Source organism: Sodalis sp. dw_96, from assembly GCF_018449575.1.
Lineage (GTDB): Bacteria > Pseudomonadota > Gammaproteobacteria > Enterobacterales > Enterobacteriaceae > Acerihabitans.
Genome location: NZ_JAAVUT010000024.1, coordinates 1 through 22,745, shown reverse-complemented (window position 1 = coordinate 22,745; position 22,745 = coordinate 1). Strand labels below are relative to the sequence as shown.

The 22,745-nt window shown below is 50.4% G+C and carries 21 protein-coding genes; 1 reads left to right on the top strand and 20 read right to left on the bottom strand.

The window, feature by feature from the left end; translation table 11 throughout:
* Nucleotides 1-409: 409 nt before the first annotated feature.
* From HB631_RS23230 to ravA, 19 genes are all read right to left on the bottom strand, one after another.
* Nucleotides 410-685 (bottom strand): hypothetical protein, encoded by a 276-nt coding sequence (locus tag HB631_RS23230; protein WP_213993554.1) that lies wholly within the window; start codon nucleotides 683-685, stop codon nucleotides 410-412.
* 126 nt (nucleotides 686-811) lie between these two features.
* On the bottom strand, nucleotides 812-1,471 hold the full coding sequence (locus HB631_RS23225; RefSeq protein ID WP_213993553.1) for a hypothetical protein: 660 nt from the start codon (nucleotides 1,469-1,471) through the stop codon (nucleotides 812-814).
* Between the two features lie 107 nt (nucleotides 1,472-1,578).
* On the bottom strand, nucleotides 1,579-1,845 hold the full coding sequence (locus HB631_RS23220; protein ID WP_213993552.1) for a hypothetical protein: 267 nt from the start codon (nucleotides 1,843-1,845) through the stop codon (nucleotides 1,579-1,581).
* On the bottom strand, nucleotides 1,842-4,811 hold the full coding sequence (locus HB631_RS23215) for a hypothetical protein (protein WP_213993551.1): 2,970 nt from the start codon (nucleotides 4,809-4,811) through the stop codon (nucleotides 1,842-1,844). The genes HB631_RS23220 and HB631_RS23215 overlap by 4 nt, the downstream gene beginning before the upstream one ends.
* Before the next feature lie 373 nt (nucleotides 4,812-5,184).
* Nucleotides 5,185-5,607 (bottom strand): F0F1 ATP synthase subunit epsilon, encoded by a 423-nt coding sequence (locus tag HB631_RS23210; protein WP_213993550.1) that lies wholly within the window; start codon nucleotides 5,605-5,607, stop codon nucleotides 5,185-5,187.
* 20 nt (nucleotides 5,608-5,627) lie between these two features.
* Nucleotides 5,628-7,010 (bottom strand): F0F1 ATP synthase subunit beta, encoded by a 1,383-nt coding sequence (gene atpD, locus HB631_RS23205; protein WP_213993549.1) that lies wholly within the window; start codon nucleotides 7,008-7,010, stop codon nucleotides 5,628-5,630.
* A 32-nt stretch (nucleotides 7,011-7,042) separates the two neighbouring features.
* Nucleotides 7,043-7,909 (bottom strand): F0F1 ATP synthase subunit gamma, encoded by an 867-nt coding sequence (gene atpG / locus HB631_RS23200; RefSeq protein WP_132924129.1) that lies wholly within the window; start codon nucleotides 7,907-7,909, stop codon nucleotides 7,043-7,045.
* A gap of 50 nt (nucleotides 7,910-7,959) precedes the next feature.
* Nucleotides 7,960-9,501, bottom strand: coding sequence for a F0F1 ATP synthase subunit alpha (gene atpA / locus HB631_RS23195; RefSeq protein WP_213993548.1), 1,542 nt, complete (start codon nucleotides 9,499-9,501; stop codon nucleotides 7,960-7,962).
* Nucleotides 9,502-9,513: 12 nt separating this feature from the next.
* On the bottom strand, nucleotides 9,514-10,047 hold the full coding sequence (gene atpH / locus HB631_RS23190; protein WP_213993547.1) for a F0F1 ATP synthase subunit delta: 534 nt from the start codon (nucleotides 10,045-10,047) through the stop codon (nucleotides 9,514-9,516).
* 14 nt (nucleotides 10,048-10,061) lie between these two features.
* Nucleotides 10,062-10,532: a F0F1 ATP synthase subunit B gene (gene atpF / locus HB631_RS23185; RefSeq protein ID WP_213993546.1), complete on the bottom strand. Its 471-nt coding sequence runs from the start codon at nucleotides 10,530-10,532 to the stop codon at nucleotides 10,062-10,064.
* 63 nt (nucleotides 10,533-10,595) lie between these two features.
* Complete coding sequence (atpE, locus tag HB631_RS23180; RefSeq protein WP_132924133.1) at nucleotides 10,596-10,835, bottom strand: F0F1 ATP synthase subunit C; 240 nt, start codon at nucleotides 10,833-10,835, stop codon at nucleotides 10,596-10,598.
* Nucleotides 10,836-10,885: 50 nt separating this feature from the next.
* Nucleotides 10,886-11,707 carry a F0F1 ATP synthase subunit A gene (gene atpB, locus HB631_RS23175; protein ID WP_213993545.1) on the bottom strand — a complete coding sequence of 274 codons (822 nt, stop codon included), beginning with the start codon at nucleotides 11,705-11,707 and terminating at the stop codon, nucleotides 10,886-10,888.
* Nucleotides 11,708-11,715: 8 nt separating this feature from the next.
* The gene (gene atpI / locus HB631_RS23170) at nucleotides 11,716-12,096 is read right to left on the bottom strand and encodes a F0F1 ATP synthase subunit I (protein WP_213993544.1); all 381 of its coding nucleotides are present in this window, start codon (nucleotides 12,094-12,096) and stop codon (nucleotides 11,716-11,718) included.
* Nucleotides 12,097-12,731: 635 nt separating this feature from the next.
* Entirely contained in the window at nucleotides 12,732-13,352 is a 621-nt protein-coding gene (gene rsmG / locus HB631_RS23165; protein ID WP_213993543.1) for a 16S rRNA (guanine(527)-N(7))-methyltransferase RsmG, read from the bottom strand.
* 45 nt (nucleotides 13,353-13,397) lie between these two features.
* The gene (gene mnmG / locus HB631_RS23160) at nucleotides 13,398-15,287 is read right to left on the bottom strand and encodes a tRNA uridine-5-carboxymethylaminomethyl(34) synthesis enzyme MnmG (RefSeq protein WP_213993542.1); all 1,890 of its coding nucleotides are present in this window, start codon (nucleotides 15,285-15,287) and stop codon (nucleotides 13,398-13,400) included.
* A gap of 376 nt (nucleotides 15,288-15,663) precedes the next feature.
* Nucleotides 15,664-16,110, bottom strand: a complete 447-nt coding sequence (gene mioC / locus HB631_RS23155; RefSeq protein ID WP_213993541.1) for an FMN-binding protein MioC — start codon at nucleotides 16,108-16,110, stop codon at nucleotides 15,664-15,666.
* An 89-nt stretch (nucleotides 16,111-16,199) separates the two neighbouring features.
* Nucleotides 16,200-16,661: a transcriptional regulator AsnC gene (asnC, locus tag HB631_RS23150; RefSeq protein ID WP_213993540.1), complete on the bottom strand. Its 462-nt coding sequence runs from the start codon at nucleotides 16,659-16,661 to the stop codon at nucleotides 16,200-16,202.
* A gap of 61 nt (nucleotides 16,662-16,722) precedes the next feature.
* Nucleotides 16,723-18,192 carry an ATPase RavA stimulator ViaA gene (viaA, locus tag HB631_RS23145; protein ID WP_213993539.1) on the bottom strand — a complete coding sequence of 490 codons (1,470 nt, stop codon included), beginning with the start codon at nucleotides 18,190-18,192 and terminating at the stop codon, nucleotides 16,723-16,725.
* Nucleotides 18,193-18,198: 6 nt separating this feature from the next.
* Nucleotides 18,199-19,698, bottom strand: coding sequence for an ATPase RavA (gene ravA, locus HB631_RS23140; protein ID WP_213993538.1), 1,500 nt, complete (start codon nucleotides 19,696-19,698; stop codon nucleotides 18,199-18,201).
* A 239-nt stretch (nucleotides 19,699-19,937) separates the two neighbouring features.
* On the opposite strand from ravA, the gene kup reads away from it, so the two are divergent.
* The gene (gene kup / locus HB631_RS23135; RefSeq protein WP_213993537.1) at nucleotides 19,938-21,806 is read left to right on the top strand and encodes a low affinity potassium transporter Kup; all 1,869 of its coding nucleotides are present in this window, start codon (nucleotides 19,938-19,940) and stop codon (nucleotides 21,804-21,806) included.
* Nucleotides 21,807-21,883: 77 nt separating this feature from the next.
* Here the strand turns inward: kup and HB631_RS23130 are convergent, their stop codons facing one another.
* On the bottom strand, nucleotides 21,884-22,573 hold the full coding sequence (locus HB631_RS23130; protein ID WP_213993536.1) for a FadR/GntR family transcriptional regulator: 690 nt from the start codon (nucleotides 22,571-22,573) through the stop codon (nucleotides 21,884-21,886).
* Between the last annotated feature and the right edge of the window lie 172 nt (nucleotides 22,574-22,745).

Sequence of the window (22,745 nt, the reverse complement as noted above, 5' to 3'; positions counted from 1 at the left end):
ATGCATTATGGCCGCAGATTAGCCGTAGTGGATAAAATATTACCCTGAACCGGGTGAATTGGGCAATTGGCGGCGGCGGAAGGGGGTTCCAGGAGGAAAAACAGGTCAAAACGAGCGATGTAAGGCGACATAACGAGAAGACTTTTTTTTGAATACAAAATAAGTTGGGGAATGATGACTACGACGTGAACATCTAGAGAGTACTTCATTCCACACTAGGCACAGCGGCTATAGCAGAAGCCGGAGACTGCCTTTAAGTTTATAGTCCACCGGCGTCGAGCGTCCTTAAAGCTGCGACACTCGCCCGCGCTACCCTCCGACACGCTTACCACAAGCGACAAATAAGGCAAATTACTATGGCTGAGAATAATGCTAACGGAGAAGCCGGGCTTTCAACCGGCCAGACTGTTTAAGATGAAGATGCTAATGTCAATCTCTCTAATTTTTCTGCTATTGATTTAATATGCTCAGTATTTACATGTAAACAGATCCTTTCTGACTCTACCCAGAATAAAAAATCATAAAAATCAGATTCATGTTTACCCTCTGAAATCATTTCACATACTGTAAACACATAATCATCATATTCATCATTAGCTTCTGGTAGATCTTTTATTCCAATCGGATCCCAATCATTCAACAAGATTGTTTTCACTTGTTGTGAGAAATTTTCATTTTTTTTCATTAGTGGGTGCTCCAGGGATCACAGTAACTACCGCTCCTGATTCAGAATTAATTATAACTCGTATTTTATTAATCGGATCAAAATATCCGGTAGTTCCTGGTTTGGTTGGATAAATACTACCATTTTTTATGGCACTATCAATAGCTGACGGTGGTATACCTCTTCCTGCATTCTATCTAGTGCATGAGCTGAGAATTCTCTACCATTGATAGTCGTAGGAGCGTTCGAACCCGGTAATACATTAATTGGCGCACCACTTTTCCCTGTAAAATCACCTAAATTATCGCGGTCTTCCTGATTTTCAGAAACATAATTCGGAACAACTTTATTTACTGTATCATATATCGGACCTACCGTCGTATTTCCGTCCGTATCCGGCTTACCATCCACGTTCCCGGTATGATGGGCTCCGTGCTCCCCCCGCTGATCCGGTGAAATCAGTACGGTTTTATTATCCTGGATCGGCAGCGGGTTTTCAAGTTTACCGCCTGTCAGGTTATCCGCGACAGGCACGGTTTCCGTGGTATTACGGCCATCTCCTCCCAGAATCAGTTTCCCCACGCACAGCGGATTGTCGAGACAAGCGGCGTCTTGCAGCGCGGCGGCAGCTTTATCAAGCGCCGCAGCAGCTTGTTTGAATGGTTCTGCGGCGACGGGGCTCGACAAGGGAGTTATACCAGTTTGAGCGGTTGCCTGTTTCAATGCTTGAAGCCGTTGTGCATCAAGACTGGCACGGTCAAACGCGGGCTTGGCCGCCAGCGGCGGTTTTATGCCGTTTCCGGCCACATCCGACTTTTTTGCTTAGCAATAGTTTTGTCGTTACAACTGTTGAGCGGCTGGCGCGGTATTATGACTATTAGGCCCCATCCTCACACCATGAGGCCGTCGGGGTGTTATTGTATTTTATTCAAGACATGCTGGACTATAGGTTTTATTGAACTTACCAATTCATTTTCATTGATGGTATAATTTAAAAGTTCAATCTTGTTTTCTGCGTCAAACAAGATAGTACGAAGCCATTTTTCTTCAAGCGCAACCACCTGATTTTCGGCACTAAGAATCTCTTCTTGAATATTTTGAATCGTTATTTTTTCATCGAGAAAATCATTACATGATTTCTTGAGATGATTAATTACCTCAGGATAGATCCAATCACTCATATGCCACTCCTACGCAAAATAGTAACAACTACATTGCCATTGTTTTCAGTTACAACTCCTACGTCACCGCTCCAAAAAGTAGTACGAGCTACTCCATCAACAATATTGTTTTGAGGCGAACCTGTCTTGATAACGTGTTCTACCATGTTAGGAGTGACGTTCCTGCCAGGTCCGACTGTACCTGCGGGTGAGCCAAGGCTTGATGGCTGCATCCTGTCTACCGCATGTTGCGCGTAATATCGATCACCAATTTGGGCATATTGACGGCCATTGATAGTTGCCTTAGGCTGATTTTGCCAAGAATCCCAAACTAATTTTTCAGCACCTTCAGGCGAAGTTTTATCCTGACTCTGAATCTCATTTGTCTTTTGAGATTCTTCATTGCGGGCTTTTTGCTCATCCCCAGGTTCCCAACTCCCTGGCGTTCCCGAGCTTACTCCGCCAAGTTCGGCTTTATCAGCAACGGTGGCATTCGCTATGTCCTTGCCCAAATTTGGCTTAGACCTACCGTTCTCTTCGTCGCGGCTCTCCATGCTATCCGCGTTCCCGGTATGATGGGCTCCCTGCTCCCCCCGCTGATCCGGTGAAATCAGTACGGTTTTATTATCATGGATCGGTAGCGGGTTTTCAAGTTTACCGCCTGTCAGGTTATCCGCGACAGGCACGGTTTCCGTGGTATTACGGCCATCTCCTCCCAGAATCAGTTTCCCCACGCACAGCGGATTGTCGAGACAAGCGGCGTCTTGCAGCGCGGCGGCAGCTTTATCAAGCGCCGCAGCAGCTTGTTTGAATGGTTCTGCGGCGACGGGGCTCGACAAGGGAGTTATACCAGTTTGAGCGGTTGCCTGTTTCAATGCTTGAAGCCGTTGTGCATCAAGACTGGCACGGTCAAACGCGGGCTTGGTCGCCAGCGGCGGTTTTATGCCGTTTCCGGCCGGGACCCTTGAAGTAACAGGTCTATTGATTGATTGTGCCGGTGTTTTGGCGCCAAATTGGGGCTTGGGTTTGATAATCGGCTTTTGACTACGGCCCGGCACAATATCGCTGCCTACCCCGACTTTTGGCGAGTAGAGCATCGCCCCTATCGCGATGGCTGGAGCTGATAGCATTTGGCCCGCTGCCCCGGCAAACTCTGCGCCTAGTGTTCGTGCCGCTGTTGCCGCAAGCCCGCCGAGATCCACTGATGCACCGGTGATTGCGCCTGAGGCGGCTAAGGTGTTGGTAGACGCTAAAGCTAGAGCTGAAGCGCCAAGGGCGGTGCTTACGACCGCGTGATTTGCCGGCGGCGGGTTTGTGCTGCTCGGGTGTGCGCTGGATTCATGTTCAGCCACAGCCGATACCGCCCCTCCAGGGCTCGCTAAAACAGCGTGCTGATTGGCTTGCCGCTCAGCACGCCGGGCGGCTCTGTCGACAATCTCAGAAGAGAGGGCGGCCAGGCTGACCAATGCGGGAATACGCTGTTTGCCTAAGGATGTCGTTGCGCTTTCTGGCCTGTTTTCCTGATTTACAGGCGGTGTAGGGGAGATATGCGCCGCTGGCGATTGTCCTTCGTCGGCCTCCGCCGGCGCTAAAGCGTCATCAGGCTGATTCGCCAGGCGTTGAAAGAATTGCGCCTGCGCTTCCTCAGCCAGTGCATGAGACGTATCGAAATCAGCTTTTGAGTGTAAGCCCAGTATTTTTTGTCGGTAAGATTCTGTTGCACGGGTGAGGGCATTGGCAATCCGCTGATCCTGGATTTCAACGCTGCGCTTGAGTGCCGCGACTTCTTCCTCCAGAAACGCCACCTCATGCTCCGCGATAACGTTCCACTCTTCCGCTAACAAAGCTCTGGTGGCTTCAAGGCGCGATTGCTTTTCATTATACAGGGCCTCACTGGCGTTTTTATCCCTGACGCAGTTCTCTAAATGCTTTTTCCCTGACTCGGCGGTGGCACGGGCTTCATCCAACGTTGCGGGCATTGAGGCGTTAGAGTAATTCTCCAATTCTTGCCTGACTAAAGCGGCTAATCTCGTCTCCTCTTGCCTGGTTGCATCAGTCCGCGCCCTTTCATCATTAAAAATGACATGATCTTTTGGAAACCGCTGCCTCTCGACAGACTTTATGCTATCTCGATAAGCTTCTTTATTATGCTCGAGGGCTTGCTTGATTTTTTGCAGGTTTTCGGCGGTTTCATCTCTGCGCGTGGTGGCGTTTTGACAACGCCATTCAAGGGCTTGACTGGTTTGCCATAATTTATGATTTTGACCGCGTAATTGGGCTAAGAATTTCTTACTTCGAGGACCACGCGTGCCCCTTTGGATCCCGGAAATCCACTCATGATTTTCTTTGATTTTCGCTTCTACCTCATTTCTGGCTTTTATGAGGTTATCTAATTCCTGGTTTCTCCACGCCAAGGCTTGCTCCGCTTCAGGGAGCGTAAACGGCATCGGCGAGTTAAAGTAGTGTTCTTGCTCCTTATGGCCGGCATTTATACATTCTTGCGCATCTGCCGTTGCGGGATGCGCTAAATGAAATTCTCGCGTTGGCTGTCTTATCACCCGCATAAAATCAGGACGCTCATGGTCGGCAAGGACATGATGACCGATATCAGGCGCTTGCCCTGCTTTCAATAAGCGAGCGCTGATATCGTTGCGGATAGTGCTTATTGAAGGCCCGTCTTTATAGGGAACAAATTCGTATTTGAGCTGAGGTTGCAGTCCCCCACATAGTGTAATAACCTCAATGCCATTATTTTTTCTCGGTGGAGTCGAGCAGGGTTTAGCATTGACTTGCCAACCCCACACCATTCTACCAACCTGTGGACCCTGCGAGGAAAACCGCACTACCGGAGGCGCATTAAAATGGTGTGGGATGTTCCCTACTTGATAGGGGGAAGAAAAATTAAATTGTGAGCCACTTGCTCCAATATTGTTGTTCCAATAGCTGTGTTTGAAATAAGACGGATTTTTGTTGAAGCCATAATTCATAGTGTTATCTTCCCTGGTTTAATTATTTGAAATCCATTTGGTGCACTAGTTATCTCATTAGCTTTATCATCAATGAGATTAATATATTATTTTTTATACCTTCATTGATTATAATTTATAGAAATCAATTAACGTTAAACTTAAGCGTTTTTATCAAATCACCTCAGGATTATGATTATCACTCGTGATGAAACGTGTCAACGCCAATTTAATGCTGAACCACTTTCAGTGGTATAACAGCGTTTTGATGAGTTATTGAATTATTTTTAATAGATTGGATAATTTATTGAAATAGAGGATTTTTAAAATAGAGAATTTTTTTTATAAAAAAAGCCGGTCAATATGAACCGGCCTTTTACGAATGATTGCTTGATTACATGGAACGTTTGGTTAATTCAATAACCCGCAATTTGGCGATAGCCCGGGACAACTCAGCCGAGGCTTGAGCATAATCCACGTCGCCGTGGGAATTATTAATATGCTCTTCCGCCATGCGCTTGGATTCCATCGCTCTCGCTTCATCCAGATCTTTGCCTCGAATAGCGGTATCGGCAAGCACGGTAACGATGCTGGGTTGCACCTCAAGCACACCACCGGACAGGTAAATGTACTCTTCTTCGTTATGCTCTTTAACGATACGCACCATACCGGGCTTAATGGCAGTGAGCAGCGGGGCGTGACCGGGATAGATACCCAGCTCGCCTTCGCTCCCCGTCACCTGGATTTTTTCCACCAGCCCGGAGAACATTTTCTGTTCCGCGCTGACGACATCCAGATGGTAAGTATTTGCAGCCATATCACCCTCCTTTCACAGCGTTACAGTTTCTTGCCTTTTTCCACTGCTTCATCAATGGAACCCACCATATAGAACGCCTGCTCAGGCAGGTGATCATATTCGCCGTCCATGATGCCTTTAAAGCCACGAATCGTGTCTTTCAGGGAAACATACTTACCCGGCGAACCGGTAAATACTTCAGCAACGAAGAACGGTTGAGACAGGAAGCGCTGGATCTTACGAGCACGGGATACCACCAGCTTGTCGCCTTCCGATAACTCGTCCATACCCAGGATGGCAATAATATCTTTCAGCTCTTGATAACGCTGAAGAATGGACTGCACACCGCGGGCCACATCGTAATGTTCCTGTCCGACAACCAGCGGGTCCAACTGACGGCTGGTGGAGTCGAGGGGGTCAACCGCCGGGTAGATACCCAGGGAAGCGATTTGACGGCTCAATACCACGGTGGCGTCAAGGTGGGCAAAGGTCGTTGCCGGAGACGGGTCGGTCAAGTCATCCGCAGGGACGTATACGGCCTGTACGGAGGTGATTGAACCGGTTTTGGTGGAGGTGATGCGTTCTTGCAGCACGCCCATTTCTTCCGCCAGTGTCGGCTGATAACCTACCGCCGACGGCATACGGCCAAGCAGCGCGGACACTTCCGTCCCGGCCAGGGTATAACGATAGATATTATCGATAAACAGCAGGACGTCGCGGCCTTCATCACGGAATTTTTCCGCCATGGTCAGCCCGGTCAACGCCACGCGCAGACGGTTTCCCGGCGGCTCGTTCATCTGGCCGTAAACCAACGATACTTTGTCGATTACGTTGGATTCGGTCATTTCATGATAGAAGTCGTTCCCTTCACGGGTACGTTCGCCCACGCCGGCAAATACCGAATAACCTGAGTGCTCAATGGCGATATTACGGATAAGTTCCATCATGTTAACGGTTTTACCGACACCGGCGCCGCCAAACAGACCCACTTTACCGCCCTTCGCAAACGGGCACATCAGGTCGATTACCTTGATGCCGGTTTCCAGCAGTTCCTGGGAACTCGACAAATCTTCATAGCTCGGCGCCGGACGATGGATTGACCAACGTTCTTCCTCACCGATATCGCCTTTCATATCAACAGGCTGACCCAGCACATTCATGATACGTCCCAATGTGGCTTTACCCACTGGGACTTCAATCGAACGTTCCAGGTTGGTCACTTTAAGGCCCCGGCGCAAACCGTCGGATGTGCCCATGGCGATGCAACGTACGACGCCGCCGCCTAATTGCTGTTCAACTTCCAGCACCAATTTGGTGGCACCGTTTTCCACTTCAAGCGCATTGTACACCTTAGGTACGGCATCTTGCGGGAACTCGACGTCAACCACGGCGCCGATAACCTGGATAACATTTCCAGTAGCCATCTTGAATCCTCTACGTAATTCGTAACCCTAACCTAAACTGCGGCGGCTCCCGAAACGATCTCGGTGATTTCCTGAGTGATGCTGAATTGACGAGCCTTATTGTAAACCAGTTGCAGCTCTTTAATGAGGCTGCTGCCGTTGTCCGTTGCAGCTTTCATCGCCACCATGCGCGCGGCCTGTTCACTGGCCAGATTTTCAACGACGCCCTGATAAACCTGTGATTCCACATAACGACGCAGCAACGTATCCAGTAGCGACTTAGGATCAGGCTCATACAGATAATCCCAGGTTTTTTTCTTCAGATTTTCATCGTCTTCCGCGGGCGGCAGGGGTAAAACCTGCAAAAGCTGCGGAACCTGGGACATGGTATTAATGAATTTATTGCTGACAATATAGAGCTTATCAAGACGGCCTTCGTCATAGGCCTGCAGCATGACTTTTACCGGACCGATCAGTTCCGACAAGGTGGGGTTATCCCCCATACCGGTGACCTGGGCAACAACTTTACTGCCGATGGCGTTAAAGAAAGAGACGCCCTTGGACCCGATAACAGCCAGTTCGGATTCAACGCCTTTCTCGCTCCAACCCTTCATATCAGTCAGCACTTTTTTGAACAGGTTAATGTTCAGACCGCCGGCCAGACCACGGTCGGTGGATACCACCAGATACCCGACACGCTTAACTTTGCGCTCTTCCAGGTAGGGGTGTTTATATTCCAGATTCCCCAAAGCAAGGTGACCAATCACATTACGCATCGTTTCTGCATAAGGACGGCTGGCCGCCATGCGATCTTGAGATTTACGCATTTTAGAAGCGGAAACCATCTCCATCGCTTTGGTGATCTTCTGCGTGTTCTGCACGCTGGCGATCTTGGTACGTATTTCTTTTGCGTTGGCCATCTCTGCTCCTCCTCATAGCTTAGCGGCCCACTCAAGCAGGCCACGTTGCATTACCAGGACTGGGTTGCCTTGAAGTTATCGAGGATACCTTTCAGCTTGCCTTCGATATCGTCGTTATAAGCGCCGGTCTGGTTGATTTGTTGCATCAAATCGCCCTGTTCGCGATCAACATAAGCTATAAGTGCGGCTTCGAAGTCACCGACTTTCGCCAGTTCAACATCTTCCAAGTAACCGCGTTCCGCCGCGTACAGCACCAGTGACTGCTGAGCCACCGACATGGGCGCATACTGTTTCTGCTTAAGCAATTCAGTAACTTTCTGACCGTGATTCAACTGCTTGCGGGTGGCTTCATCCAGGTCGGATGCAAACTGGGAGAAGGCCGCCAATTCACGGTACTGCGCCAATGCTGTACGGATACCGCCGGACAGTTTTTTCATGATTTTCGTTTGAGCGGCACCGCCCACGCGAGAAACAGAAATACCGGGGTTTACCGCAGGACGAATACCGGCGTTGAACAGGCTGGATTCCAGGAAGATCTGGCCGTCGGTGATGGAAATCACGTTGGTCGGAACAAACGCTGAAACGTCGCCCGCCTGGGTTTCGATGATCGGTAATGCGGTCAGGGAACCGGTTTTGCCCTTCACTTCACCCTTGGTAAACGCTTCAACATATTCGGCATTTACGCGGGATGCCCGTTCCAGCAAACGGGAGTGGAGATAAAATACGTCCCCAGGATAGGCTTCACGTCCTGGCGGACGACGGAGCAACAGGGAAATTTGACGGTATGCCACGGCCTGTTTCGACAAATCATCATAGATGATCAGGGAATCTTCGCCACGGTCGCGGAAATATTCACCCATGGCACAGCCGGCATACGGCGCCAGATATTGCAAGGCTGCGGATTCGGACGCGGTGGCCACCACAACGATGGTATTAGCCAAGGCACCGTGTTCTTCCAGTTTACGCACCACGTTAGCGACGGTGGAGGCTTTCTGGCCGATGGCGACATAAACGCATTTTATGCCGGAATCGCGCTGGTTGATGATCGCATCGATTGCCAGAGCGGATTTACCGGTCTGACGGTCGCCGATAATCAGTTCGCGCTGTCCGCGACCGATAGGAATCATGGCGTCGACGGATTTGTAACCGGTCTGCACCGGCTCGTCAACGGATTGACGTTCGATAACGCCCGGGGCAATCGCCTCGACAGCGGAGAAACCGTCGTTTTCCACCGGGCCCTTGCCGTCAATAGGCGCACCCAGGGTATTTACCACACGACCCAACAGGCCGCGACCCACCGGCACTTCCAGAATACGGCCGGTACATTTAACCTTCATGCCTTCGGCCAGGTCTTCATAAGGCCCCATCACCACGGCACCGACAGAGTCGCGTTCCAGGTTAAGGGCGATGGCGAAGCGATTGCCGGGCAGCGCTATCATTTCGCCCTGCATCACTTCAGCCAGACCATGAATACGGATAATACCGTCACTCACGGAGACGATAGTACCTTCATTGTGAGCTTCGCTCACCACATTGAACTGAGCAATGCGCTGCTTGATCAGTTCGCTGATTTCGGTGGAATTCAGTTGCATGCTCCAGTCCCCTTAAGACTGCAATACGTCTGTCAGGCGTTCGAGACGACCGCGAACGCTGCCGTCTATCACCATATCGCCCGCGCGAATAATCACGCCGGCTATGACAGACTTATCAATTTTGCAATTCAGCTTAACTTTGCGTGACAGACGTTTTTCCATCGCGGCAGTAATCTTCGCCAGTTGCTCATCTTTCAGTGCGCTGGAAGAAATGACCTCCACTTCCACAGTTGATTCCTGCGCCGCGCGCAGATGAATAAACTGTTCCAGCACATCAGGCAAAACTGCCAAGCGCCCATTTTCGGCCATGACCTTAATCAGGTTTTGGCCCGCCGGGTCGAGTTGGTCACCACATACAGCGATAAACGTTTCCGACAGCGTCTCCGGAGCAACAGCACCGGACAACAGTTCTGCCATCTGATCGTTGCGGCTTACCTCAGCGGTAAACGACAGCATATCTTGCCAATGTTCAACGCTTTGGTGCTCGACGGCAAAGTCAAAAGCTGCTTTGGCGTAGGGGCGAGCTACGGTTACTAATTCAGACATCAGCCCCTCCCTCCCTAAAGTTCAGCGACCAGTTTATCTACGATGTCGCTGTTGGCAGCTTCATCCACGGAACGTTCGATAATCTTCTCGGCACCCGCTAAAGCCAACAGTGCGACTTGCTTGCGCAACTCTTCGCGAGCGCGTTTGGTTTCGGCTTCGATTTCAGCCTGAGCCTGCGCCACGATTTTATTGCGTTCGTCTTCTGCTTCCGCTTTCGCTTCGTCCACAATCTGAGCTTTCCGTTTATTGGCTTGCTCAATGATTCCCTGGGCTTCGGCTCGCGCTTTCTTCAGTTGATCGGTCGCATTGGCTTGCGCTATGTCCACCTCTTTTTTGGCAAGATCCGCAGAAGCGAGGCCGTCAGCAATTTCTTTTTGACGCTTCTCGATGGCAGCCATCAGCGGCGGCCATATGTATTTCATGCAGAACAGGACAAATAGGACAAACGCGATGGCCTGGCCGAGGATTGTTGCGTTAAGATTCACAGCACAATGCCTCTTATAAAGTTAACGGATTGATGTTGTATTAAAATCACGCAGTGATACACACTACGCTACAGCAAACATCACGTACAGTCCCAGACCTACAGCGATCATGGGGATGGCGTCAACCAGACCCATAACGATAAAGAACTGTGTACGCAGCAGGGGAATCAAATCCGGCTGACGCGCAGCACCTTCCAAAAATTTACCACCCAGGATGCCGATACCGATCGCAGCACCGATTGCCGCCAGACCCATCATCACAGCGGCAGCCATGTACAGCAGATCGAGATTCAGGTTTTCCATGACAGTCTCCAGTTTGTTTCAGATTAAACGCAACATTATTGTAAAAAGTATCAGTGTTCTTCAGACGCCATCGCAAGATAGACAATCGTCAGCACCATAAAGATAAAGGCTTGTAACGTAATGATCAGTATATGGAAAATGGCCCATGGCACATTGAGGATCCATTGAGACCACCACGGTAACAGACCGGCAATCAGGATGAAAATCAACTCACCCGCGTACATATTGCCAAACAACCGAAGGCCCAGTGAAACCGGTTTGGACAGCAGGCTGACGCCTTCGAGAATAAAGTTGACGGGGATAAAGGCCCAATGGTTGAACGGCTGCATGGTGAGTTCTTTGATAAAACCACCGATGCCTTTCATCTTCACGCTATAGAACAGAATGAGGATAAAAACGCCCAGCGCCATCGATATCGTAATATTCACATCGGCGGAAGGGACAACACGTAGCGCCGGTAACCCGAGCACATGCTCGCCGATATAAGGCAACAAATCGATTGGCAGCAAATCCATCAGGTTCATAAGAAAAACCCAGACGAAAATGGTTAAGGCCAACGGAGCGATAAGCTTGCTCTTACCGTGAAACATATCCCTTACGCTGCCATCAACAAACCCGATAATCAGTTCAACGGCGGTTTGCAGTTTACCGGGAACGCCGCTGGTGGCGCTTTTGGCGACACGACCGAAGATCCAGATAAAGATCACGCCCAGCAGCAAGGAAAAGAACATGGAGTCGATGTTCAGCGTCCAGAATGTTGCCGGGCCGTTGTGGGGATTAACCAGTTCGAAAGTACGCAGGTTCAGCTGAAGGTTATTCAGGTGATGCCCTATGTATTCCTGTGGAGTAGAGATTTCTCCTGATGCAGACATGATGCCTCTTACCCTTTGTTGTTAATTACGGCCGGTGCCAATATCTGCACAATCAGCACCGATAAATAGGTCAGGCCCAATGGAACAAACGCAGCCCTGAACACCCCAAGCGCCACGATAAGCAAGACTATCGTAACGACGACCTTGAGCGCCTCTCCGATGGCAAACGACCAGGCAACACGTCCCGCGGCGGGAACTTTTACCTGATGGCGCCAGGCAAACAGCACAAACAATAAATTCGGCAGCCAAGCCGCCAGTCCACCGCCCAGGGCGGAGGCGCTCCAATGCGAATTGAACAGCGCAAACAGTGCGCTTACCAGAACAAAAGTCATTAGCTGGATAAATAACAACTTTCCGGCGACTTTCCCGCTGTAGAGGGATAAGGACATGACTTAACTTCTCTCCGCACCCGTTCTGGTCAGACTGAAGGAGTATAAAACTGCCTTTAGCGTCATGAGTCAAGCAGCTAAAAACGTGCAAATTATACGGGTCGATACTATGAATTCAATCCATAAGTAGCGAAAAGGTGAACAATAATTTAAATCCCGTGGATTTGCCCGCTTTTCGCTATAAAGCGCAGGAATCATACCATGCATAACTTCATACTGCTTCAGCAATTATTACATATCAAACTGTGCGCATGATCACATTTAAAAGACGTTGTTCTCCCTGTCAGCTGGATTCACATTATGGTCTTTAGCAGCGAATCTAACGGAAACAGATTTTTAATCAGCAAGTTATCTATTATTTATTGAAAAACAAGCCTTATAGGCTTCCAATCCTGTCAAAGGGAAAATACTCTTGCTTTTTTTTCCAAACATATTAGGGAATATCATTGACATTTTTAGACACATATATTTTCCATAGTGATTATTAGGGTCTAAACTAAATATTCGATCGTAATGATGATAATTAATTGTTAAATAATAGTGAACGATATTTGAAATAGTTAGGATTCAATGTCCGTTTTATTGCTCTATTTTCCCTAAGACGCTATTCAACTTTTTATTGATAAAAAACAATTTTAGCGGCGCCTCAGAACGACTAAATGTCGCTCTTCAGCCAATGTCGGGACGTTGAGTCTTATCACCGATTCAATGTCGAACCCCTCGGGCAGCATCGCCAGCTCGGTTTCCGGAACGGTTCCCTTAAGGGCGTAAAACAGCCCCTGGCCTGGCGCGGCCAAATGTTCACACCAGGACAGCATATCGTTAACGGAAGCGAAGGCGCGGCTGATAATGCCGTCATAGGGCGCAAGCGGAACATAGTCTTCAACCCGGCTTTGCACTGTTTCAATATTGTCCAGCTGCAGCTCATGCCGTACCTGGCGTAAAAACCGGATACGCTTGCCCAGGCTGTCCAACAAGGTAAAGCGGGAGGTGGGACGGACGATGGCCAAGGGAATGCCCGGCAAGCCGGCGCCGGTACCGACATCGATAAAGGACTGCCCCTGTAAATGGTCATTCACCACGATGCTGTCCATAATATGGCGTATCAACATTTGCTCAGGGTTACGCACCGACGTAAGGTTATAAGCCTTGTTCCATTTGTCCAACAGCCGAATGTAAAGCAGCAGTTGCTGTTTTTGACCATCGGACAGGATAATTTCCGCCTGGGCCAGTAAGGCGTCCAGTTTACTCAACATAGATACATCCTTTTACGGTGCCGAATGTCCTGACTTATCAGCCTCTCAGGCGCTGCGGCGCAATAAACCCTGTTTTTTAAGCCAGACCAGCAAAATAGAGATGGCGGCGGGTGTCACCCCAGAAATCCGGGACGCCTGACCGATGGAGCCCGGTTTGTGATCGTTGAGCTTGGCAATCACCTCATTGGATAAGCCCGCCACGTGCACGTAATCCATATCAACCGGCAGCAGAGTATTTTCATGGCGCAGCTGCCTGTCGATTTCATCCTGCTGGCGTGAAATATAGCCTTGGTATTTGACCTGGATTTCCACCTGTTCCGCCGACTGCGCATCGGCTAACGCCGGCGAAAACATCGGTAAAGAAGTGAGGATGTCATAGGTCATTTCAGGACGGCGCAGCAGCTCTTCTCCGCTGGCCTCACGGGTCAACGGGCTTTTCAGCAGGGCGTTGATCTTTTCCACTTCATCGGTGCGGGGGTGTACCCACAGGTCGCGTAGGCGCTGGCGTTCCCGTTCGATGCCTTCTTGTTTTTCGCTAAAGCGCGCCCAGCGCTCATCATCCACCAGCCCTAAGGCCCGGCCGGTTTCGGTAAGCCGTAAATCAGCGTTGTCTTCACGCAGCAACAAGCGGTATTCGGCGCGAGAAGTGAACATACGATAAGGCTCTTTCGTCCCCAGGGTGCATAAATCGTCCACCAGAACGCCCAGGTAGGCCTGATCCCGCCGCGGGAACCATCCCTCCAGATCCTTGGATGCGCGCCCTGCGTTGATACCTGCCAACATGCCCTGGGCAGCGGCTTCTTCATAACCGGTAGTGCCGTTGATCTGACCGGCAAAGAACAGGCCGGCGATGTATTTGCTTTCCAGCGTCGGTTTTAAGTCGCGGGGATCGAAGAAGTCATATTCGATGGCATAACCCGGACGGACGATCAGGGCGTTTTCCAGGCCCTTCATGGAATGCACGATTTTCATCTGTACATCGAAGGGCAAACTGGTGGATATGCCGTTTGGGTAGACCTCATTGCTGGTCAGCCCCTCAGGTTCAAGAAAAATCTGGTGGGAATCGCGATCGGCGAAGCGCATGACCTTATCTTCGATGGAAGGGCAATAGCGCGGACCCACGCCTTCGATGATGCCTGCATACATCGGGCTACGATCGAGATTCTGGCGGATAACCTCATGGGTTTGTTCATTGGTATAGGTGATATAACAAGGCACCTGGCGGGGGTGATCGCTCACGGAACCCATAAACGAAAAGACCGGCAGCGGGTTATCCCCCTGCTGCGTGGCCAGGACGCTGAAATCGATAGTGCGCGCGTCGATGCGCGGCGGGGTGCCGGTTTTCAGTCGTTTCACCCGGAAAGGCAATTCCCGCAGGCGTTTTGACAAGGCGATGGACGGGGGATCGCCGGCCCGACCGCCGCTGAAGTGATCCATGCCGATATGGATCTTGCCGTCCAGGAAGGTTCCGACCGTTAATACCACCGAACGACCGCGGAATTTAAGCCCCATTTGGGTTACCGCGCCCACCACCCGATCGTTTTCAACGATCAGATCCTCCACAGCCTGCTGGAAGATCATCAGGTTGGGCTGGTTCTCCAGGGCGGTCCGGATCGCCAGACGATAGAGCAGCCGATCCGCCTGGGCACGAGTGGCGCGAACCGCCGGGCCTTTGCTGGCGTTTAGTATCCTAAACTGGATACCGGCCCGATCGATGGCTTTTGCCATCAGACCGCCCATTGCATCGATTTCCTTCACCAAATGGCCTTTACCGATGCCGCCGATGGCAGGGTTACAGGACATTTGCCCAAGGGTATCAATATTATGCGTCAATAACAGTGTTTTACATCCCATGCGAGCCGACGCCATGGCCGCTTCAGTTCCGGCATGGCCGCCACCAATGATAATGACGTCAAACTGATCGGGATAAAACATCTTGCATACACCTCATTTTGGGGGCAAAGGTTCGTCTGGGGCTTCCGGGAATGTGGATTCTACTCAACTTTGGAAGTGATACAAGCCCCGGGGATCCCCGGGTAATTAAAGAAAGATCTTTTTATTTAAAGATCTCTTTATTATCACTACTACTAGGATCGCGATCTTCTGTGGATAACCCATTTTTCAGCTTGAAAAACAACTTATTGGATCCGATCGTTTGCTGTGAATGAGTGGTGATCCTGAACGGTATAAGCTGGGATCAAGATCGCTACTTATACACAGCTCAATAAGCGAGCAAAGGTTATACAGTGGATAACTACCGGTTATAGGCCGGTTTTACGCTTACTTATACACAGAAAAAAGAAGATCTTTTTTATAAATTTATTAAACCGATCCACTTTTTGGCCCACTCTTCCGCCGGATCCTCGGGAATTTCATGCTGGGTGATGTCGATCTTCAATATCTCGCCGATCCGCTCCGCTCCCAATGCGATCATTTGACGATCCACCGTTTCGATCGCGCCACAGAAAGTATCGTATTCACTGCTGCCGATCCCGATGCCGCCATATTTCACCTTGGAAAGCGAGGGACTCACGGCAGCCAACTGTTCAAATAAAGGCTGTAAATTGTCGGGCAGATCGCCGGCGCCGTGGGTAGAGGTCACAATCAGCCAAAACCCCTGCGGATTCAGCTCTTCCCATTCGGGACCGTGCAAGACTTCGGTGGTAAATCCCTGTTGTTCCAACAGACCGGCAATATGCTCGGCTACGTATTCGGCACTACCCAAGGTACTGCCGGAGACGATCGTTACGTCGGCCATAGTATTCCCGCCTGATAAATGAGCCGATATTGTACGCTGTGTACGGCCTGGGATCTACCTGTGGATAATAGGGGTATAACAAATATCCGTCAGGGGACGATGGTGCGGCTGATGGGGTTCTGCAGGGAGATTAGGGTCTCGGTGGACTGGATCTCATCAATCGTCTGGATCTTGTTGATAAGTACCTGTTGCAGGGCATCGATGGAGCGGCACATGACTTTGATAAAGATACTGTAATGTCCGGTGGTGTAATACGCTTCCACCACTTCCTCAAGATCCTCGAGTTTCTTAAGCGCCGAGGGATAGTCCTTGGCGCTTTTCAGAATAATGCCGATAAAACAGCACACGTCATAACCCAGATGCTTGGCGCTGACATCCACGCGAGCACCGGTGATAATGCCTGCCTGCTTCATTTTTTCCACCCGCACATGAATAGTTCCCGCACTCACCGCCAGCTGCTTGGCCAGCTCGGCATAGGCGGTACGGGCATTAGCCATCAATGCCTTCAAAATAGCGCGGTCAAGGTCATCTATCTGGTATATGTCCGACATGGTTCCCTCTGTATTGCCGATGGACAATCCACGCCATAGCGGCGCATCAGGCTAAATTTTTTTAGTTTCTACGGCGCAAGAAACGCATCATCCGGCTTCTCAGGCCGGTATCGAACCGCCAGATATGATCAAATATCTTCAGAATACCCGGTTTTCCCATCGCCGACAGGGCGACGGCATGATAACGCTGTTCTTGCCACTGCTGCTGCTGCTTGATGCGGGAAATCAGCTCATCCGGCAGGCGTTGGGCTATAAAGTCGGAGATCACCACCGCGTCCGCATCCCGCCAGGGACGGGTATCCAGTTTATCCGCCAATGTGCTCAGGCAGGCGACAAGATCGGTCCCTCCCCTAAAACGCTGCCCGAGAAACCGGATGGCCTGTTCCAGTCCTGACGGCGCCGTCAGTTCATAACTGACCATCCCGGTTGAAAAAAGGGTGATATAACAACGTCGGTCATCCGCCAGGGCAATACGCATCAACGCCAGGCAAAAGGCCTTTGCATACTCCTCGTTAATGCCCCCCATGGAACCGGATGTATCCACACACACAATAAAAGGTCCCCGCGGCTGCGATTCCATACGTTCGCTTCGTGCCGGCCGTTGGCTTATTCGTTCTCGCCAGGTATCCCCTTGCAGTCTATAGGTCAGAAGGCGCTTTTCCAGCAGGCGGCGATAAAACTCAAACTCCAGATCGCTTATGCCGAGGGTGACCAGTTCGGAAGGCAATAATCGCAGCAGGTCATCGCTTTGATGAATACCGTTGACCTCCTCGGGGAGAACCGCCGGTTCGCGGATCCGCAATCGTACCCATTGCTGGGTAGTTTCCGCCACCGCCAGGGTTTTCGCGTGCCGGCTGCGGCCCAATTGATCGGCCAAGGCCCGCAGTTCAGGTTGTTGCTGCAAAAATTCGCCATAATGCACCAGTTGACGATAATCCAACTGCTGCCACTGGCCGGCGGTCATATCCCACAATCTTCCCGCCGAATTATCGTTTTCCGCTAATAAAGGCGCCAACGCAGCGCTAGCCACCAGATGTTGTCGCAACTCATCGAGCAATATCTCTTGCTCTTGATCCAGCAGTTGTTGATGCAGCGTGGTGGCCTGTAAGGTCAGGCTTATCCGCCAGCGTTGGAGAAAAAGTATCTGGAAGCTGTTTTCGGGCCGGGTATTGTTCAGAGTTGCGTTTCTGGTCAGCGTCCGGGCCTGAGATGAAAAAGGCGAACCCAGTTGATCCAGCCGAGTCAATATTTGCGGCAATGCCGTATTAAAGGCGTTTAGCGGCAAGAGCTGGCACTCTTGGAACGCTTGGAATTCCGCCGCCAGATCCGGAGGCACCCGGGTCTCTTTTACCGTTTGTTCCAATCGCTGTTTGATCAGCGGCGTACGATGGAGCAGGGCTTTCTTAAGCGAAGGGTATTTCTCCATGAACACCGCCAATTGCGGACTGGCAAGCAGCGTCAGGATAAAGTTATCCAGCAGCTCGCTGTCGTTAATCGACAAAAACATGTCCAGCGTGGTTAAGGCCAGCATGATAGGTTAGCCTTGTCTGGCTAGCTGAAGCTGTTGTGAGACTTCCAACAGGCTGGCTTCGATCTTCGCCACCCAGTCTTTGGTGATAAACAGACAGGATTGATGCTCGCTGAAACGGCTGCGTTGCTGATTAAATTGCCGTTCCACAGCGATAAGCGCTTCATTCAGCTCGGCGGGAAGTTCCGCCGTGGGGGTTCGGCTCTCCCGCGCCAGAAGCGATACTCGCCGGCTGATATCCAGCACTTCCAACTGCTGATGTTCATTTATCCTCGCCTCCAGCGGCTGGGCAAAACCAATATTATTCAGTCGTGCTTTTAATGTCCCGCCCTTTACCAGCCATTGCTGTAAAATATCCCGTTCCACGGTGATATGAGTGACCGGAATATCCTGTAAAACCAAGGGAGTTTGTAATACCAGCAACAGCGTTTTGTCATCCAGCGTTTCCGGCAGGGAGTAGATGGGCCGACGGGCTATCAGACCCTTGCGCGAATCCACCGTGATGGACTCACTCGTGTTATGTTGATGACGATGCTCTACTTTCTGTCGGACGATGTCCTGTATTTTCAATAGCATGGCCTGCTGCTGGTAACCGTGTTCCAGCATTACCCCTTCCACTTGTTGTTCAATGAGGCTTAGGCTGTCGGGGTCATGCCACAAACATTCGGTGAGCAAAATGATGTCCACTGGTGCTATGGCCTGCCGATCGCTGAAAAATGCGCAGGCTTGCAATAAACGTAACGCTTTTTTCCAGCGCCGATCGGAAACATAGGGCGCATCCGGAAGTGCATCCAGGCGCTGGCGTAATTGATAAATCAACTCAAAGCATTCCGAAGATAAACTGACCTGGTCGATTTGCGACTGCCAAGAACGATACTCTTCATCGCTTATTTTCACTGATTCGGGTATGGCCTGCGCGCCAGGTTCCGCCGGATGGGTCAGCAAGGCGTGAAAATTGGACTTATCCTTTACCTTATGCAACCACAGACGAATTAACATGCGGTCATAAAGGGCCTCCAGGCCGCTTTCGGCATCCGGTAATTCATTGGAGGCGGTAATGAGTAATCGCATAGGAAGAGATTGCTCTTTATCACCGTTACGAAATCGACGTTCATTTATGGCGGTTAATAACGTATTTAAAATAGCCGGGCCCGCTTTCCAGATCTCATCGAGAAAAACGATTTCCGCTTCCGGCAAATATCCCTTGGTCAGGCGTTCATAACGACCGTCTTCTTTTAATGCCTGAAGAGACAGTGGACCGAATACCTCTTCCGGCGTGGAGAAGCGGGTCATGAGATAATCAAAGGCCCTGGCATGGTTGAACGCCAGTTTAATTCGCCGGGCAATCAGGCTTTTCGCAATACCGGGCGGTCCGAGTAAAAAAACGCTTTCACCACACAATGCCGCCAGCAGACAGAGGCGGATAGTATGCTGCCGCTCATAGAGTCCGCTTTCCAAAGCATTGCTCAGACGATAAATTCTCTCAACCAGAAGGGATGAATGAGCCATAATGAATGCGTTAACCCAAAAGGAATGATTCCAGAACAATAAACCTCTCATTTTTAGAATGATAGGCTTGAAACGGTATACTGAACGGCCGGTGGGCGAACCCATCAACCATCTTTAATACTTATAAAGATGATATTAAATTAGGTATTCTTCAAGTTTCATGCATACTGTGCGCTTTTTGATGAGCTCAGGACGAAGCCCACCAAACGCTAACGGATACACAACAGCGCGAAGAGGTTATGAGCAGAGAGACAAAGCAATCCTTGCCGGCGGTCACCTTAGCTGCAATCGGCGTGGTTTATGGAGATATTGGTACCAGTCCTCTATATACCCTCAGAGAATGCCTGGCCGGTCATTATGGCTTTGGTGTTGAGCGGGGAGCGGTATTCGGCTTCCTCTCATTAATTTTTTGGCTGCTTATACTCATCGTTTCGTTCAAATATCTGACCTTCGTCATGAAAGCGGATAACTCCGGTGAAGGCGGGATATTGACGTTGATGTCGTTAGCCGGCAGGAACACCTCTGCTCGTTTAACCTGGTTTGTGGTTATCCTGGGATTGATTGGCGGCAGCTTTTTCTATGGCGAGGTGGTGATAACCCCGGCTATTTCAGTGCTCTCTGCGATTGAAGGTCTGCAGATTGCCGCCCCCTCCCTCGACACCTACATCGTTCCGTTGTCGGTGTTGGTCCTGACCCTATTGTTTGCCATACAGAAAAAAGGGACCGGCGGGATCGGTAAATTATTCGCCCCGGTCATGGTGGTGTGGTTTTTTACCTTGGCGGTTCTCGGCATCAGGGGAATCTGGATCAATCCCGAAGTGCTGTATGCATTGAATCCTAAATGGGCTGTGACCTTTTTTGTCCAATATAAAGCGGTTTCCTTTTTTGCCCTTGGCGCAGTGGTGCTGGCCATCACCGGGGTGGAAGCGCTTTATGCCGATATGGGGCATTTCGGCAAACTGCCTATTCGCCTCGCCTGGTTCAGTGCGGTATTACCTTCTCTGGTATTGAATTATTTCGGCCAGGGGGCGTTATTGTTGAAATATCCCGCTGCGATAAAAAATCCCTTCTTTTTACTAGCGCCGGACTGGGCGTTAATTCCTTTATTGATTTTGGCGACGCTCGCCACGGTTATTGCCTCGCAAGCGGTGATATCCGGCGTTTTTTCTCTAACGCGCCAGGCGGTTCGTTTGGGGTATTTGCCCCCCATGCGTATCGTCCATACTTCCGAGATGGAATCCGGACAGATCTATGTCCCCTTTATAAATTGGCTGCTTTATACGGCAGTAGTTCTGGTGATCCTGAGTTTCGAACACTCCAGCAATCTTGCGGCGGCATACGGCATCGCCGTGACGGGTACCATGGTGATTACCAGTATTTTGTCCTGTACCGTCGCCGTGCAAAACTGGCATTGGAATCGCTTTTTGGTGATTATTTTGCTGGTGGTGTTATTGGGAATGGATATCCCGATGTTTGCCGCCAATGCCCTCAAGATATTTTCCGGCGGCTGGCTGCCATTGTTGCTGGGTTTCCTGATGTTTATCGTTATGACAACATGGAAAAGCGAACGTTTTCGATTGTTGCGACGCTTGCATGAACATGGCAATTCCCTTGAGGCCATGATTGCGTCTTTGGAAAAATCTCCGCCGGTAAGAGTGTCCGGTACGGCGGTATTTATGTCCCGTGCCATGAATGTCATTCCGTTTGCACTGCTGCATAATCTCAAACACAATAAGGTCCTGCATGAGAGGGTGGTGCTGTTGACCCTCAGAACAGAAGACGCGCCGTTTGTACATAATGTCCGCCGCGTCACCATAGAGCAGCTTTCGCCGACGTTTTGGCGGGTTGTGGCTAACTATGGCTTTAAGGAAACCCCTGACATGGAGGAAATTTTTCACCGCTGCGGTCTGGAAGGCTTATCCTGCCGGATGATGGAGACATCGTTTTTTATGTCCCATGAATCGCTGATTCTGGGTAAACGACCATGGTATCTGCTTGTAAGGGGTAAGCTGTTTATAGCGCTGAGCCGTAATGCCTTGCGGGCGCCGGATCAATACCTGATCCCCCCTAACCGGGTGATTGAACTGGGCACCCAGGTGGAAATCTGACGGCCCTTGCCCGGTGCAGCTCTAGACGAATGTTCTTTCACACCGGGTAGGTTTTTCTCCATCGCCGCTGTCAGCAATTAATCATTTTCCGCCAGCAATCGCTGGCAGGCGGCCAAGGCTGCCGGCGAGTCGGATGCCAATATGGCGTCCACGATTGCCTGATGTGAACCTAATTTAACCACTTCATCGCTGACGATGGCGCGAAAATAGTTCTGATAAATGGAACTGAACAGATTGGCAAACGAGGAAAGAAACGGGTTTCCGCTGATCTCGTAAATGTGTCTGTGGAATTCGGCGTCTACGCTTATCCACCTTTCCCGGTCAAAACACTTATGCAGCGTGCTCATTTCCTCCATTAGCAGCACCAGTTTATACTTCTCGTCTTCCGCCGCGTTGATGGCGGCCAGTGCGCAGGCCTGCGGTTCAAGGCTGGTGCGCATAATCAAGAAATGCGCCATGACATCATCGAAGTTTTCCCGGGTCACCCACCAACTCAGCAATTCCTGGTCGAGATAATTCCACTGATGTCGCGGCAATACCCGGGTACCGATTCGCGGCCTGGGTAAAAGCATCCCTTTCGCGGCCAGTATTTTTACCGCTTCCCTTACCGCCGTCCTGCTGACGCCAAAAAGATCGCCCAGTTCAATTTCTCCGGGCAGTATCTCCCCAGCAACATACTCACCGGCCAAAATACGCTGCCCCAGTTTTTCGGCCAGAAGGTAGGAGAGGTTTCGCTGTGCGGCTTGCTGTTGCGCTGTTAAGTGCATCGTGGCCTGTCCTGTACTGATTTAATTAACTTCATAGTAAACTTTCGCGCGTCTTGATGGCGGGACAAATGTTGTAAATGCTGCCGCGATCCCTGAATTTCTACATTTGTTGTCGAAAAATAAACCGATCAGTATTTTTTTGCGCATAAAGCCTTGTCAGACGTTAATAAAC